Consider the following 15,368-nt stretch of genomic DNA (forward strand, 5'->3'; position numbering starts at 1 on the left):
CTATATATTGTGTCTACTCATTACGTTATACCACTATATATAGTATTTTCAAATTTTTATTAGTCTGTTAACTAAAACGTCACAAAGTTATTAACATTTAGTGAAATTCATATTTCTACACAATTATTTCATTAATTTTTAAAATTGTTTAAAGATTCGTCCGTCATTTTAGCATAGTTACATTCCATTATTTCATTTTGCAACGTGATATTATTTTCACATTATGCCACTTAAATTGTCACAATGCCCATTAACATCGCAATTACTAACATCACGATGGCGAATCCCCAAATCCAAAAGAATGCATACTTAATATACGTGCCCATGTTTGCCTCTGCTAAACCAATTGCCAACCATAAGGCTGGTGAAAATGGGCTGACAAATGTGCCTATAATATTCCCTATGACCATTGAATAAGCTGTTGATAAAGACGGTACACCAAATTGCCCTGCTGTTTGTTCGACGATCGGTAACACAGCAAAATAATAAGCGTCTGTACTCGTTAATAAATCTAATGGTACACCAAGCAATCCAACGATAATATGTAAGTACGGCCCTACTTCTGCCGGAATCACTTTAATTAAGTCTGTCGCAATTGCCTTAAGCATCCCTGTCTCGTTGAGCACACCCAAAAACATACCTGCTGCAATAATGACTGCCGCCATCATTAATGCGTTTGGCGCATGCGCTCTTAATCGCTCCATTTGTTCATCCACTGATTTAAAATTAATAACAAGCGCCAATGAAACACCTATCATGAATGCAAATTCAGGTGGCGCAATATTTATTAACATCGCTAGAATAACAGCTAAAGTTAAAACAATATTCATCCACTTTATCCATGGATTTGTTCGTGCACGCCCTTTTACAGGGAATTTTATATCTTGATCTCGTTCATATGCTTCGACCAATTTATGTACATCTATATCTTGTGTTTGCGTCAATTCATTGCTAGCAATTGCTTTTTTGATTCGTTTTTGTTCTTTAAATCCAAGATATACCGCAAACAACATAACAAGAATGAATCCTATTATTTGAATAGGAATTAATCCATACCATAATTCATTGACACTTTTGGCTTTTAACACTGCAGCTACACGTGCCATTGGACCTCCCCAAGGTACCATGTTCATAATCGCCGCGCTTAATGCTAATAGTAGAATCAATAAATATTTATTCATATTTAACGCTTTATATAAAGGTAATAATGCAGGAATAGAAAGCAAAAATGTTACCGCACCGGCACCATCTAATTGGGCTATTGTGCCAATTAAAGCTGTCATTGCACAGACTATAACGACATTGCCTCGTGTCATTAATATTAAGCGTTTGACAAGCGGCTTGAATAAACCACTATCGTTCATGATGCCAAAGAAAATAATGGCGAAGATAAACATAATAACAACGTTGATGACTTGATCTAACCCTTTAGCAAAAAATCCAACCAAATCTGTCACACTATATCCTAAAATCATTGCCCCTAAGCAAGGTATGATTGTCATACCTACAACTGGATTTATCTTTTTGGCAATGAGTAAACCTACTATTGAAATAATAATAATGAGCCCCATTACTGTTAACCACATATTATCACTACTCATATTATTTTCTCCCTCCACTTTTAATACAATTTACATAATCCCCCTCTTTAACTTAAATATAATAATTAATATAATTTTTTATATTTAAGTTAACTCATTTTATCAAAAATTTCTTTTTTGTGTAACTATCAATAGTGAAGTTTGATTTTCCTACTTGATAACATGGCATGACTAATCCTTGTATATCCTGTCCTGTACTTCATTTTGATTTATCCTTTTTATTATTGCTTTCTATTGCACAAAAAATCTGGCTAAAGGTCGCTATGATAGTAACGACTTCAACCAGATTTCAATTTATCCATCTATTTTATTAAGTTTGTTCTACGTATCTTTTTCTCTATTGTAATATTCATATTTAAAACGCATATCATTATCGCTTAAATCCTTCATTATTAGACTTTTCACAAAGCCGCCCATGTCTTAATTTCAATGATTAAGCGTTAAAGTTAAAATAAGAAGGCTTACCTTAGACGGTCCGCTATTATTGTCTTACATCCAACCACGCTAAAAATTGAGCTTGTTTGTCATGATTTAAATATTCTTGTGACACAATTTGTGACAGTAACTGCTGCTTTTCGTTATATGTTATATCTAGTAACTTTATTTTCTGTCGGCAAGTATATAAAAAGTCGATATACGAACTGTATGATGGTGGATATAATGCCTCAAGTTCTGCCATAATCGATTTTGTCAACTTAGGACTCGCACCATTAGTTGATACACTGATAGTTAGCTTGTCGCGGTGTAGTGCACTTGGAAAGACAACATTGCCATTTGATGCATCTCCAACATTATTAAACAACGTATGCTCAGGTAAGGCTTGTTTTACCGCTTCATTAACACATGGCTCATTGGTTGCTGCAATAACTAGATACGCGTCTACAATATCGCTTGGTTCAAACTCTTTTTCCTTCCATATGACGACACCTTTATCTACCATATTTTGAAGTTTTTCAGTGATTGTCGGACTGATGACCGTCATATGTTCAACGTATTGGCTTAATGTTTGTGCCCGACGACTTGCAACGACGCCTCCACCAACTATGACGACATTTTTATTTGTTAAATCTATCATTAATGGCATATTCATGTTGAGCAACATCCTTTATATAATTTTACATCATTACACCTTAAAATATTTAACACCAATCACTAATAAACATCACGTTGATAGCGTTGTTGTTGTTTCATTTGTCGCAATAATAACTCTGCTTCTTCTTGAGAAATATGACGTTCTTTTACCAGTACATCTTTAATGGCTTGATGGACATCCTTCGCCATACATTTTTCATCGCCACAAATATAGATTGCTGCGCCTTGCTCAATCCATTCATTGAAGCGTTCACTTTCTTCCATTATACGATGCTGTACATATTCTTTGTGTTCTTGGTCTCTTGAAAATGCTAAATCTACGCGTGTTAAGTTTCCATTTTCAAGCCATTCTTCTATTTCTTCTTCATATAAAAAGTCAGAACTACGGTGTTGATCACCAAAGAACAACCATGTTTTTCCAGTCATACCAAGTTCTTCACGTTCTTGTAAATATGCTCTAAAAGGAGCAATTCCAGTACCTGGTCCAATCATAATAACCGGTATATCTTGCTTCATCGGAAATTTGAAGTTCGGATTTTTCTTCAAATAAATTGGTACTATATCACCTGGTTTAATACGCTCAGCAAAATGAACCGAGCATACACCTTTTCTCTCACGTCCATGTGCTTGATAACGAACCGTACCAACGGTAATATGCACTTCATCTGGCGTTGCCATAAAACTACTAGAAATCGAATACTCTCTTGGTGGTAATTTTCTAAGGATTTGATACATATTCTCAGGTTGTAATTCTATAGTTGGAAAATCTGTTATTAAATCTATAAAGTCCCGATTTATAACATATTCACGCGCCCATGACTCATCTTGAATACGTTCAGATAATTCTTCATTGTCAAAATAGATATCTGCATTTTTCAATAATGGCAATGTTAATTTAGTAAATTCAAAATGTGATGTTAGTGCTTCAACAATAGGAACTGTATCACCATGATCATTAATTGGCACCGGAGATTGCGGATCCCAACCTAACATGGATATTAGTTTTTCAACCAATTCAGGGTCGTTTTGCGGTAATGCTACTATACAATCTCCTGGTTCATATGATTCACTAAAATCATCAAGTAAAAATTCTATATGTCGTGTTTCTTTATTTGAATCGGTACCATTTAAATTGATATTCGCTAATACTTCTGCTTGGTATGGATTTGATTTAGAATATTTCTTTTCTTTGGCAGACTTAATTGATTCACTTATCACCGATTCACTTTGAATACCTTCTGATGTGGTATCAATCATATTAATGATGTCTGCCATCCACTTTTCTGCGTCTTCTTCATAATCAATATCACAATCTACACGCTTACATATACGCTCAGCGCCTAGATTTTCTAGTAAAGCATCTACATCTTTACCGGCTTGACAGAAAAATTCATATGTTTGATCACCTAAAGCTAGTACTGAATATCTCACATGATTTAAATTAGGTGCGTTATCGTCTTCTAAAAATTCAAAGAAATCCCATGCATTATCAGGCGGTTCTCCTTCACCATGAGTAGACGTAATAATAAATAAATCTTCTAACTGTGCGATGTTTGTCGTATCATATTCATCCATTGACATCAAAACAACTTGATGTCCGATATCACTTAATCGTTCTGAAAAAATTTCAGCTAAACGCATGGCATTACCTGATTCAGAACCATATAGCACTGTGACATGCCGCTGATTAGCTTCGATATGTGGCTCTTTATTTTGTAACATATACGTTGTTGAAGTTGCTTGTTCTTCTGATATTTGTGATTGTTGCCTCACTTCTGTCTCTAATTGTTGTTGATTACTATCATTTGTCATATCGCTACTATTAGCTAATAAAAAACCACTAAGCCACTGTTGTTGGCTCTCTGTTAATGTTTGCAGCAGATTGTTAATCTCTGTGACTTGTTTTTCTGTAAATGGACTATTAGATGTATTTAATTTCAAATATTTTCACCTCAATAAACTTGAAATAGATGATTGACTTATTTTTTATCGATAGTTTAGTCAATTTTTTAATATGTATCGTATAAATTAAAACAAACTTGAGTTGTGTCTGATAGTTATACTTACAAATATTTACAACCTTCATGTTGCTTGAATGACATTATCAGTAATTCAGACAAAACTTTGATTATGTCGTGTCAGTTATTAATACATACAGTAATGCATCGTTGTTATTTTTTATTTACTATTTATTATGTACCAAATCAGCCTGTCAGTAAAATAGGTCAAATTACTGATTTTCTAAATATAAAATGCCTCCTAATGACATACTTTTAGTACATCATTAAGAGGCTCTTGTGTTATTTGCATACTAAGCGCTCAATTTTAAATTTAAGATGAAGATTCTTGCAATAATATTTCTATATTTGCCGATATATCCAATGGATCTTCCATTGGCAAGAATCGATTTACGACATTGCCTTGTCGATCGATTATAAATTTTGTGAAATTCCATTTTATTGGGGACCCAAAGATTCCTGGTTGTTCATTCTTTAAATGCGTAAATAACGGATGTTCATCGTTCCCGTTCACAGATATTTTAGCTAACACTGGAAATGTAACACCAAATTTCTCACGACTAATTTTCAAGATTTCTTCATTAGAACCTGGTTGTCGATTGTCAAAATTATTATTCGGAAAACTCAACACTACAAATCCACGATCCTTATATTTTTGAAACAAAGTCTCTAGTTTTTTCAATTGTTCGCTATATATACATTCTGTTGCAGTATTAACAACTAAAATCACTTTACCTCTAAATGCTTCTAATTTATAAGTTAAGCCTTTATAGTCACTTACTTCGATATCATACACATTTCTATTATTCATAAGACACCCCTACACAGCCTTTTTTATATTGAATATGTTCTTTTTAGAATGTTCTGATAAAATAAGTGCGCGTTTACACCGCGAACACACATTATATAGCGTGATACACTTTTCAAACACACGATAAATAATGTTCGAGTTTATGTTGTTGCTCAACCTATCCGATTTACCGTCTTTTTTCACCTGTCTTACTTTATTAAAATAATCACATTGTATAGCTGTATTAGTCCAGCTACAATATCTTTCGTTATAACCCCTCATTATAATCATCCTTATTTTCTATTTTTAAAAAGACAATTAGACCGCTCTTTAAACTATAGATTAATACTTAAGTTAAACTCATACATACTGATACCATACGTTAAATCTAACAATTTAAAACTCGTTATAACTATGGATTAAAGAGCTGCCCAACTCATATAATCCTTAAAAACTTCACATGTGATTGTTTATTAAGCCCTCCTTTATCTTATTAAATATCCTTATAACCCTTTTAAAATTAAACTGACACACTCATACATTGTTACACGCGACGATAAACGTCATATTATTGCATATCATTAAAACAAGTCACTTTGTATCGTGTGCGACCGAATACATATTAAATCATCAATAATGATTATTCAATTATTAAAAATAAAAACGAACATTCTATATAGAGTTTCCACTTATTGTTTTTTCAGCATTGTCTTCATTACTTAACATTCGTGTTTGTAAGTAATATTGACCACCAATATTTAGACACTTTATAAGTATGCCATTCATCATTTTTAATCATATTATTTTTCATATTGGTATTTCTATTCATATATTTCTGATTGTATACTTAGAAATAATCATTTGTTATTGGAAAATATATGAAACAAATTTGACTCATCTTTTTCAATATCTAAATGACACGATGCATGATTTTTAGATTTTGTAATCAATTTACTTTTAATTTCCTTTAAAATTAGACTGAATTGTGACAATTTTCAAACATTTTAATGTGTAAATCATTGGAAAAATATACGAATTGCATTTAAATCGTCAATTTACATATATTTTTGCGTAGTAATCAATCGTTATCATTGTTATTTATCGTTACATTACTTCGAGTATCAGTATGTATTTCGGGCTTCGTTTGATAACGACATTTCTTTGTGACATCGCTTCATCAGTGTAACAACAAATACAATGATTTCGTGATGTTAGGTACCCATTTTATGTGTTGTATAAAATATGTTGTTATAAAACATTTTAAATCATTTTATATAAACAGGCTATATATTTTTGATATTTCAAAAATATAACTTGTCATACAAGTAAAACAACCGACAAGATATTGTGTCTTATCGGTTGAAATTTGTTATTGTTATTTGTAATGTTTTTAGGTTTCTTTTTAATATAATATATTTCAGTGAAAATACATGATTGATTGTGATTTCACTGAAACATGGTTAATTACGTTCTTGATGAATAACTTTAGCATAAATATAGGAAGTTATTTTGTACATCGCCATATATAGAAACGAAATTATAATGACAGCTAGTACGTAACTTGTTAAAAATATATAATGGTTATTAATCCCTAGCATATTTAGTAACGTATAAACAATGTTGCTAGAAATTAATGTATGAATCAGTGCTACTGTTATTGGTATTGCGAACAAGAAAGTCATTTGATTTCGTGTTATCTTTGATATTCTCCCATTATCTAAACCAAGTTTTTTCATAATGTCATAATTGTGCTGATTTGCATAGGCTTCTGAAACTTGTTTATAGTACATCATTAGAAATATTCCAATGACAAGTACAATTGATACCACGCCACCTACAAATATTAGTCCACCTGTCAGACGATCCCAAACCATTAGCATTTCTGATTTAGAATTTATTGATGCATCGTACTTTTTCGAAAGCTTTTGAATTTGTGATGTTGTTAATTTCGTCTTTCCAGATACATTAAAGTTTATCGATATTGTCGAATTCTTTTGTTCATGTGCATAAAATCCTTTTACTTTTTGTAATTGATTGTTATCTTTAACAATTAAAACCATACTATCTTGAATCATCATCAAATTTAACGCATGTGCGTCAAGTTGTTTCACTTTAAATACTTCATTATTAAGACCGACCTTAGACTGCTTTTTAAAAATAGGTACATTCGTAATCATACCTATACTTTGATTGTCTAAGTGTAATTTTTTTTGGTGATATCGATTATAATCTTGTGCAGTAAAAGCTGTAATCATTACTGATTGTCTTGAAAATATCGCGCCTTCATTACCAATGAAGTCTATTGGAATATCACCACTAGCCTGTTTTAACTTGTAATAAGCACGATTCCTTTCTAAAGAAGCTCTAAATAATGTCGTTTCATATACTTTGAAGTCTTTTGCATTAACCGAACCCTGTATATCACGTTTAATATGCTCAATCGTTTGTTGACGTTCTATTTGTGACTTAGAATTGTCGTTAAATGACAAATCATAATCATTGGTAATCAATTTCATAATGGTATGATTCATATCGCGATAGGTTGTTAATGTCATTGTGAGCGTTACAATCAAAAATGTACACAGCAAAGTGATTGTTGCAAGACTGACTGCATTCATTTTAAGACGTACACGCATCCCAACTACCACAAAAAAATACCGTGGATGATAGTAAACTTTTGATACCTGCTGCAATATACTAATAATTATTTCACTTATACCTACAAAAAATGCATAAGTACCGATAATAACTAAGCCTATGACAATCCATATTTTTAAAAAGGCACCAAACGTCGTATCTTGTTGTAATGCAATAAAGTAGCCTAAATATAGTGCTGTGCTTCCTATAACAATTAAAACGTAACGCAACCATCGTGATATGACACTGGAATCGGAACGATGTTGATAAGTTATCGGTCGTTGAAAATTAATACTGAACAAGTTGAATATAAGTAGCATGCCCATTAATACAGCAATGATAATCAAAGTAATAAACATCGCTACAGAGTCAAATGGATAATACCTTAACGTCGCAACTTCACTGCCCATTATTTTCTGTATAAACAAGAAAAATATCGCGCCAAGTAAGTATCCGCCGGCAATACTAACAACTGAAATTATTATAAATTGTAAGATAGTTTCCATCACTACAATTAAACGCATACTTTTTTTGGTCATACCCAATGTCATAAAAATGCTAAACTCTTTTCGTCTTTGTGACATCATAAAGTGATTTGCATAGAAAATAAAAATAAAAGTTAAAAGCGCCATAAAAAAATTAGCTATGATAATAAATGGTACTAGGAAGTCATTCTTCTGTTTTATGTAGCTATTTAATCCAATTGACACAAGCGTATATTCAATCATGCATAGTACACTTACCGCTAAAATGAATGGAATGATTACAAGTCGCTGCGTAATAAATTGACGTCGTACTATGTGCCATAACAATCTTAACTTCATATATTGACGCTTCCTCCATTCACAAGTGCTAAGCTATCTGTTATTCGTTGTTGAAAAACTAATCGACTTTCTTCACCACGATATATTTCATGATATAGACGCCCATCTTTAATAAAAATGACTCGCTCTGCATAAGACGCATCGATATTTGAATGAGTTACCATTAAAATCGTCTGTTCCAATTGATGAATCTCTTGAAATAACTTCATCAATGCTTTTGATGTTTTAGAATCAAGTGCACCTGTAGGTTCATCGGCTAGTAAAATCGTCGGTTTAGTAACTAATGCACGTGCAATGGCAATGCGTTGCTTCTGACCCCCTGAGATTTCAGAAGGATATTTGTTTAAGAATCCCTCTAAATGTAATTGTACTGTCAACTGATGTACCCTTTGTTCTATATCTTTTCGTTTAGCACCAGCTAAAATTAATGGCATCATTATATTTTCTTTATTCGTCATTGTTGGTAAAAGATTAAAATCTTGAAAAACAAAACCTACCATTTGTTGACGATACAATGCTTTACTTTTATTTTTCATATTATTTAAATGTGCGCCATCCACAATAATGTCACCTTCAGTTAATCCATCAAAAGAAGCAATTAAATTTAGTAGTGTAGACTTCCCTGACCCAGACTCACCCATAATTGCAACAAATTCACCAGCTCCAACTGATAAATTCATTTGATTAAGTGCTGTCGTAGCATTCAAACCTTTACCGTAAACCTTTTTTACATGTTTAACTTCTAGCAACATGGCATGCACCTCATTTCTTTGTTAGTTCTATATTAAAACAAAAAAATACTAATAACATTTAAAATCGTGAAAAAATGTTATTAGTATGCTTACAATATTGAAAGTTTTTATTCATCTGGAAATTGAATCGTAAATGTTGTACCCTCATTTTGTTTAGATACGACTGAAACAGGATGATTAGTGTGATTTGAAATTTGCTTTACAATAAATAAGCCAATCCCAGTTGAATTACTTTGACGTTGTCCATTATACCCCGAATAACCTTTGTCGAATATTTTAGGTAAGTCTCCCTCACTAATACCGATTCCATTATCTTTTACGTATAATTGATTGGATTGCTCATCAAATTCAATCCATATATCTTTACCTCTCGCATACTTAAGTGCATTATTTATTAATTGTTCTATCATTAAAGAGGTCCATCTAACGTCAGTTAATACTTCGTGATGACAAGGTTCATAATGGATTTTTGTTTTTTGATCAATAAACTGTATTGAATATTTCATAATAATTGGGCGAATAATATTGTTTATCGAAATTTTAGTGACAGAAATATCAGAAGTTTCATTTAATAACTTTAAATAACTAAGTGCTAAACTTGTATAGTTATCAATTTGAATTACCTCTTGACGAACACGATTCACAACATTCGGCTCATCTCTTTCAAGTAACAGTTGTGCTGCAGTAATGGGTGTTTTCATTTGATGTACCCATGTTAAAAAGTAGCTCTCTACATCATCTTTATATTCAATTTGTTCATTTTTAAGCTGATACAACGCATTTTCTAAGTTTTCAATTTGTTGTTGTTGGCTTATAGTTTTTACAAAACTTAAATATTTAATACCTATGAATATGAGTAATAATAATAAAATAACGCCAAGTGCTAGTAAATATGCTTCTAATGGCAAATGATACAGGTAAAACATTAAGCCAAATAAAGCAAAAATAACTATGACTATTGCTATTTCCTGAGTAATACTTTTAAGAAAGGTCATTGCATTCACCCTATACTTTATATCCGACATTTTTCTTTGTAATGATAAAATCATTAACGCCAATAGTATTTAATTTTTTACGCAGACGCGTCATGTTAACAGCTAATGTGTTATCATCTATGAAGTTTTCTGATTCCCAACATTTTTCAATTAAAGCAGTTCTACTTACATATTTATCTTCATTTTGAAATAATAACTTTAATATTTGTAATTCAGTCAAAGATAGCTGTATGTTTTGTTCTTGATACACGACTTTTGCTTCATCTAATATTAATGTACAACCTTTAACCGTCATCGAATCATTAGCTACTGACAAGTCATAAGTTCGTCTCAATAATGCTTGAATTTTGGCAATCGTTAATGACAAGTTAAATGGTTTTTCGATAAAATCATCTCCCCCCATTTGTATTGCCATAATTTGGTCCATATTATCAATACGGGAACTAATAAATATAATTGGCACATTAGATGTTTTTCGGATTTCTTGACACCAATGAAAACCATTTAACGTTGGCAAATTAATATCTAGCAATACAAGCTGAGGTTGATGTTGGTTAAAGATAGACAGTATATCATCAAATTGTTCAACGACAATAACACCGTAATTCCATTTTTTAAGTTCAGATGCTAAACTTTCTGCTATAACAAAATCATCTTCAACAATTAATATTTTCATCTATAATCTTCTTCCTTCAATTGAATTATCCTTTGTCATCTTTTTGTTCTTTAGCCTGCTGCAATGACGGCTCTTGAATTGAACTTTCCGTGTCATTTGTATTTTGATTTAGTATATTTGCTTTTTCTTTCTCGAGTTGCTTTTTCTTCGTACGTTTACGTTCTTCTAAAATAGACAACACTATAAAGAATATGATTAATAATGGAGATAACATTACTAGTATCATTTTTCCACCTCAAATTATATTTAATTCTATATTTTCACACGCTTCTATTCTAACGCTTTCTATAACAAATTGTCATATATATTCAATTTTTGTTATTCTAAATCACTCTGTTTACATATTTTTAACTAAAACTACATAATTGCTCAAAATTCCTCTTTTACACTGAAGACATAGTCATATACTCAGGAGGATGTCTTATGTTATCAGTTAAAAAAGCCACAAAATTTGCAGTTGCTAACCTTATTATCGTGTCAACAGTTTTTAGTTCTGTCACACCTGCAATTGCGCAATCCGATAAAAGTTCTAAAGATGAAAGTTTCGCGGTTGGTAATACTAAAAATCCAAAAAATGTTATCTTTTTAGTTGGCGATGGCATGGGTCCATCATTTAACACAGCTTATCGTTATTATAAAAATGATCCGCATGCTAAAGAAATGACCCCTACTGCTTTTGATTCATATTTAAAAGGCACAAATCGTACATATTCAAATGACCCAAAACAGAATATTACTGATTCTGCAGCTGGCGGAACAGCCTTTAGTTCTGGTCATAAGACATATAATGGTGCCATCGGTGTTGACAGTAACAAGCAGAAAGTAAAGACGGTGCTTGAACGTGCAAAAGAAAAAGGTAAGTCGACTGGTCTTGTTTCAACAGCTGAATTAACAGATGCAACACCAGCAGCATATGCTGCACACGTGACTTCTAGAGATGATAAAAACGAAATCGCTAAACAATTTTATAAAGATAAAATCAACGGAAAGCATAAAGTTGATGTTTTATTAGGCGGTGGCGCTAAATATTTCGGTAAAAGTAATGGCAATTTAGATAAAAAATTCAAAAAAGATGGTTACGACCTTGCCACGAACAGTAAGGAGTTATCAAAATCTGATAAAGATAAAGTTCTTGGTTTGTTTGCAGATAAAAATATGCCACTTGCAATAGATGCTTCTAAAGACGAACCATCATTAGCTGATATGCAACAAAGTGCACTTAGTAAGCTTGAGCGTAATAAAAAAGGTTTCTTTTTAATGGTCGAAGGTGCTTCTATAGATAAATCAGCGCATTCTAACGATATTACAGGCGTTATGTCTGAAATGGAAGGTTTTGAAAAAGCATTCGATGACGCCATTCAATATGCTAAGAAACATAAAGATACACTTGTCGTTGCAACAGCAGATCACTCTACTGGTGGTCTAACAATTGGTAAAGATAAAGGATACGAATGGAATCCTCAACCGATTAAATCGATGAAACACTCTGGATCATATATGACAGAAAAAATGGCTAAAGGTGAAGACCCTGAAAAAGTTATTAATGAAGGTTATGGCTTTGAATTTTCACAAGATGATATGAAAAAGGTTAAAAAAGAGAATAAAAAGTTGCAAAAATTACTTAAAAAAAATAAAGATGAAAAATCTGCAAATGTAGAAAAACAAACAAAAGCCTTACAACACGCAATTCAGAAGCCAGTAAATGATAAATCTTATACAGGATGGACTTCCGATGGACATACAGGCGAAGATGTTAATACCTACGCTTATGGACCTAGATCAGAATCATTTAGTGGTAATATCGAAAATACAGAAAGCGCAAAAATAATATTTGATATATTCAAGTAAAGCATAAAAAAATTCCCGAGCACTACAACAAGGTGTTCGGGAATTTTTTATGGTTTAATTTAGTACTCAATGTTAGGTGCTTGGTTAACACGTTCTTGGTATTTTTTAAATGCGAAGTATAAACCGCCAACTAATGTTAAAATAACTGCTAATTTTTTCATCATTCAAACTCCTTTCTAAGATGTGTTGAAACTGAGTTCAATTAAATTATATGTTTTTATTATACACTTTTCGACATATTTTTTAAATTTAAGAATGCGAAGATTTTTAACATTTCTGATGCTAGCTTTCTTTTTCATCTTTCAAATGCTTAATAAAATCAAAACCAGGTCGCCCTTTAGCCAATGCTTCCATCACATCATACCAATCCGAACCGACTTGTTGATATATATTTTGCAATAATTCATCTTGCGCCTTGTTCAATTCAGCAATGAGTTGATCGCCTTTATCCGTCGAATATAATTTTTTGACACGTCGATCAGTCTCTAAAACTTTTTCAATAATGAGACCTTGCTGTTTTAATTTTTGAAGTGTTGCATGTGATCCTTGTTTAGAAATTTCTAATATTTCTAGTAATGATTTAATAGTAATACCAGGTAATTTATTGATAAAAAACAAAAAACGATGATGCTGACGGCTCATACCATACTTCTCTATAATTTCATCAGCGGTAGTAATAAACGTTTTATATGCAAAATAAAACAACATATGCTCATAATCGTTTTTATTGGTCGACATGATGATGACTCCTTTCAAAGCGTTAACTTCATTATAATAAAATTTATAATGTAAGTCATACAAATGATGATAAAACTATAAGCTAAATCTAAGTTTCACGAGAAACATTTTTTGTATCAGCAAATTGCGCCAATCATATTAATACAAAATTAATTTAAACACTCAGAAATGTTAGTCGTGCGTAAATAGTTTGTATCACTCTTTGTATTTAATGCAGCCACATATTTTCCAAGAAATAATTAATCATTCACCATCCATGTTATAGCACGCTTAATCGCTTGGTCCCAATATGCATAATCATGATCTCCTGGTCCATCTTCAAATTGATAAGGAACATTTTTGCGTGATAAATAATCGATAAAATCTAAGTTGTCTTGATATAAAAAGTCTTGTTTACCACACATAATGAGCAATTTTGGAATTTGTTTATCTTCAGCTACAGCTTTGTCTAGCAAGTAATACGGATCATGTTCAGTTCCTTTAACACTTGAAACATTGCCAATTATGGCCTCTTTTGAAAAATCATTCCACTCTAGATCCATTAAATTTTGCGCTTCAAACACAGCAGATAATGGTACAGCTTTGGCAAATTTATCCCCTTGTGTTAATGCAAATTTAATTGTGCCATATCCTCCCATAGAGTGACCTGCTATAAAATTGTCATCACGCTTTTTGGAAAGTGGAAATATTTGATGAACATAATCATATACTTCCAAAATATAATCATAATAGCTATGACCATATGCCATGTTAGCATATGCGCTATGATCCACATTGGGCATAATCACAGCTAATTTGTGTTCATTCGCATACCTTTCTATGCTTGTATATCTCATATATGTCGTTTCATCACTTGATAATCCATGTAACAACATTAAAGTTTTTAATGGTTTAGCAGTTGTATCGTTATTAAAGAAGCTTTGATCTTCCGGTAAAATGACTGTCAAATTTTGATGCATACCAATTGTTGGTGAATGATAGTTTAATGAAATATAAGCCATACGTCATGACCCCTTTCTAATTCTACTTTATCAACATTTTACGCTTAAACAATTCACTTTAAAATCATTTTCAACAAAAAAACCGAATACAAATGTATTCGGCCTAAAAAAGTATTTACGCTTTTTCTTTATGATCTTGCTTGCGTTTTCTAAACAATAGTAATGATCCTAATAATGCCATCATTGCACCAAATAAAGTTGCATTTGTGTTTTCGCTCTTATCTCCTGTTTCTGGTAAAGCATCAGTTTTGTGTTGTTTTGATGCCTTATTAGAATGGTTTACTTCACCTTTAGGATTTGATGGTGCTTTCTGTTCATTATTTGGTGGTGTAACTCTTGAATCGGAGTCGCTATCTGAGTCCGAATCGCTGTCTGAATCGGAGTCGCTGTCTGAAT

At 32.1% G+C, this 15,368-nt stretch carries 17 protein-coding genes and 1 pseudogene; 2 read left to right on the forward strand and 16 right to left on the reverse strand.

Annotated elements, in window-relative coordinates:
• Nucleotides 1-230: 230 nt before the first annotated feature.
• The 4 genes from HMPREF2658_RS12215 to HMPREF2658_RS12230 all read right to left on the reverse strand — a co-directional run bounded on the left by HMPREF2658_RS12215 (nucleotide 231) and on the right by HMPREF2658_RS12230 (nucleotide 4,634).
• Nucleotides 231-1,601 carry a CitMHS family transporter gene (locus HMPREF2658_RS12215; RefSeq protein WP_000093372.1) on the reverse strand — a complete coding sequence of 457 codons (1,371 nt, stop codon included), beginning with the start codon at nucleotides 1,599-1,601 and terminating at the stop codon, nucleotides 231-233.
• Between the two features lie 321 nt (nucleotides 1,602-1,922).
• Entirely contained in the window at nucleotides 1,923-2,018 is a 96-nt protein-coding gene (locus tag HMPREF2658_RS12220) for a hypothetical protein (RefSeq protein WP_072468806.1), read from the reverse strand.
• A gap of 64 nt (nucleotides 2,019-2,082) precedes the next feature.
• The gene (locus HMPREF2658_RS12225; protein WP_001057061.1) at nucleotides 2,083-2,691 is read right to left on the reverse strand and encodes an NAD(P)-binding protein; all 609 of its coding nucleotides are present in this window, start codon (nucleotides 2,689-2,691) and stop codon (nucleotides 2,083-2,085) included.
• Nucleotides 2,692-2,753: 62 nt separating this feature from the next.
• Entirely contained in the window at nucleotides 2,754-4,634 is a 1,881-nt protein-coding gene (locus HMPREF2658_RS12230) for an assimilatory sulfite reductase (NADPH) flavoprotein subunit (protein ID WP_000775172.1), read from the reverse strand.
• Nucleotides 4,635-4,828: 194 nt separating this feature from the next.
• On the opposite strand from HMPREF2658_RS12230, the pseudogene HMPREF2658_RS12235 reads away from it, so the two are divergent.
• Nucleotides 4,829-4,917: pseudogene (locus HMPREF2658_RS12235) on the forward strand (hypothetical protein).
• 107 nt (nucleotides 4,918-5,024) lie between these two features.
• Here the strand turns inward: HMPREF2658_RS12235 and HMPREF2658_RS12240 are convergent.
• The 8 genes from HMPREF2658_RS12240 to HMPREF2658_RS12280 all read right to left on the reverse strand — a co-directional run bounded on the left by HMPREF2658_RS12240 (nucleotide 5,025) and on the right by HMPREF2658_RS12280 (nucleotide 11,611).
• Nucleotides 5,025-5,522 (reverse strand): glutathione peroxidase, encoded by a 498-nt coding sequence (locus tag HMPREF2658_RS12240; protein WP_001065267.1) that lies wholly within the window; start codon nucleotides 5,520-5,522, stop codon nucleotides 5,025-5,027.
• Between the two features lie 9 nt (nucleotides 5,523-5,531).
• Nucleotides 5,532-5,792, reverse strand: a complete 261-nt coding sequence (locus HMPREF2658_RS12245) for a hypothetical protein (RefSeq protein ID WP_072468805.1) — start codon at nucleotides 5,790-5,792, stop codon at nucleotides 5,532-5,534.
• A 381-nt stretch (nucleotides 5,793-6,173) separates the two neighbouring features.
• Nucleotides 6,174-6,287 carry a hypothetical protein gene (locus HMPREF2658_RS12250; protein WP_072468803.1) on the reverse strand — a complete coding sequence of 38 codons (114 nt, stop codon included), beginning with the start codon at nucleotides 6,285-6,287 and terminating at the stop codon, nucleotides 6,174-6,176.
• A 674-nt stretch (nucleotides 6,288-6,961) separates the two neighbouring features.
• The gene (locus HMPREF2658_RS12260; protein WP_070854434.1) at nucleotides 6,962-8,962 is read right to left on the reverse strand and encodes an ABC transporter permease; all 2,001 of its coding nucleotides are present in this window, start codon (nucleotides 8,960-8,962) and stop codon (nucleotides 6,962-6,964) included.
• Nucleotides 8,959-9,714, reverse strand: a complete 756-nt coding sequence (locus tag HMPREF2658_RS12265; RefSeq protein WP_000923765.1) for an ABC transporter ATP-binding protein — start codon at nucleotides 9,712-9,714, stop codon at nucleotides 8,959-8,961. The genes HMPREF2658_RS12260 and HMPREF2658_RS12265 overlap by 4 nt, the downstream gene beginning before the upstream one ends.
• Before the next feature lie 107 nt (nucleotides 9,715-9,821).
• Nucleotides 9,822-10,709, reverse strand: a complete 888-nt coding sequence (gene nsaS, locus HMPREF2658_RS12270) for a nisin susceptibility-associated two-component system sensor histidine kinase NsaS (RefSeq protein ID WP_000143415.1) — start codon at nucleotides 10,707-10,709, stop codon at nucleotides 9,822-9,824.
• A gap of 10 nt (nucleotides 10,710-10,719) precedes the next feature.
• Nucleotides 10,720-11,385, reverse strand: a complete 666-nt coding sequence (nsaR, locus tag HMPREF2658_RS12275) for a nisin susceptibility-associated two-component system response regulator NsaR (protein ID WP_000697883.1) — start codon at nucleotides 11,383-11,385, stop codon at nucleotides 10,720-10,722.
• A 25-nt stretch (nucleotides 11,386-11,410) separates the two neighbouring features.
• The gene (locus HMPREF2658_RS12280; protein WP_000604722.1) at nucleotides 11,411-11,611 is read right to left on the reverse strand and encodes a hypothetical protein; all 201 of its coding nucleotides are present in this window, start codon (nucleotides 11,609-11,611) and stop codon (nucleotides 11,411-11,413) included.
• Nucleotides 11,612-11,808: 197 nt separating this feature from the next.
• Between HMPREF2658_RS12280 and HMPREF2658_RS12290 the strand changes: the two genes are divergently transcribed.
• Complete coding sequence (locus tag HMPREF2658_RS12290; RefSeq protein ID WP_000953745.1) at nucleotides 11,809-13,233, forward strand: alkaline phosphatase; 1,425 nt, start codon at nucleotides 11,809-11,811, stop codon at nucleotides 13,231-13,233.
• A gap of 59 nt (nucleotides 13,234-13,292) precedes the next feature.
• Here HMPREF2658_RS12290 and HMPREF2658_RS14950 read toward each other — a convergent pair whose 3' ends face one another.
• The 4 genes from HMPREF2658_RS14950 to HMPREF2658_RS12310 all read right to left on the reverse strand — a co-directional run.
• Nucleotides 13,293-13,394 carry an SE2200 family small protein gene (locus HMPREF2658_RS14950; RefSeq protein WP_000731972.1) on the reverse strand — a complete coding sequence of 34 codons (102 nt, stop codon included), beginning with the start codon at nucleotides 13,392-13,394 and terminating at the stop codon, nucleotides 13,293-13,295.
• A gap of 121 nt (nucleotides 13,395-13,515) precedes the next feature.
• Nucleotides 13,516-13,971, reverse strand: coding sequence for a MarR family winged helix-turn-helix transcriptional regulator (locus HMPREF2658_RS12300; RefSeq protein ID WP_000106187.1), 456 nt, complete (start codon nucleotides 13,969-13,971; stop codon nucleotides 13,516-13,518).
• 239 nt (nucleotides 13,972-14,210) lie between these two features.
• Nucleotides 14,211-14,972, reverse strand: a complete 762-nt coding sequence (locus tag HMPREF2658_RS12305) for an alpha/beta hydrolase (protein WP_000323450.1) — start codon at nucleotides 14,970-14,972, stop codon at nucleotides 14,211-14,213.
• A gap of 115 nt (nucleotides 14,973-15,087) precedes the next feature.
• Nucleotides 15,088-15,368, reverse strand: a 281-nt coding sequence (locus HMPREF2658_RS12310) for an LPXTG cell wall anchor domain-containing protein (RefSeq protein WP_141758302.1), incomplete at its 5' end; no start/stop codon positions are given.

The organism is Staphylococcus sp. HMSC062H10, assembly GCF_001836945.1.
Taxonomy (GTDB): Bacteria; Bacillota; Bacilli; order Staphylococcales; family Staphylococcaceae; genus Staphylococcus; species Staphylococcus aureus.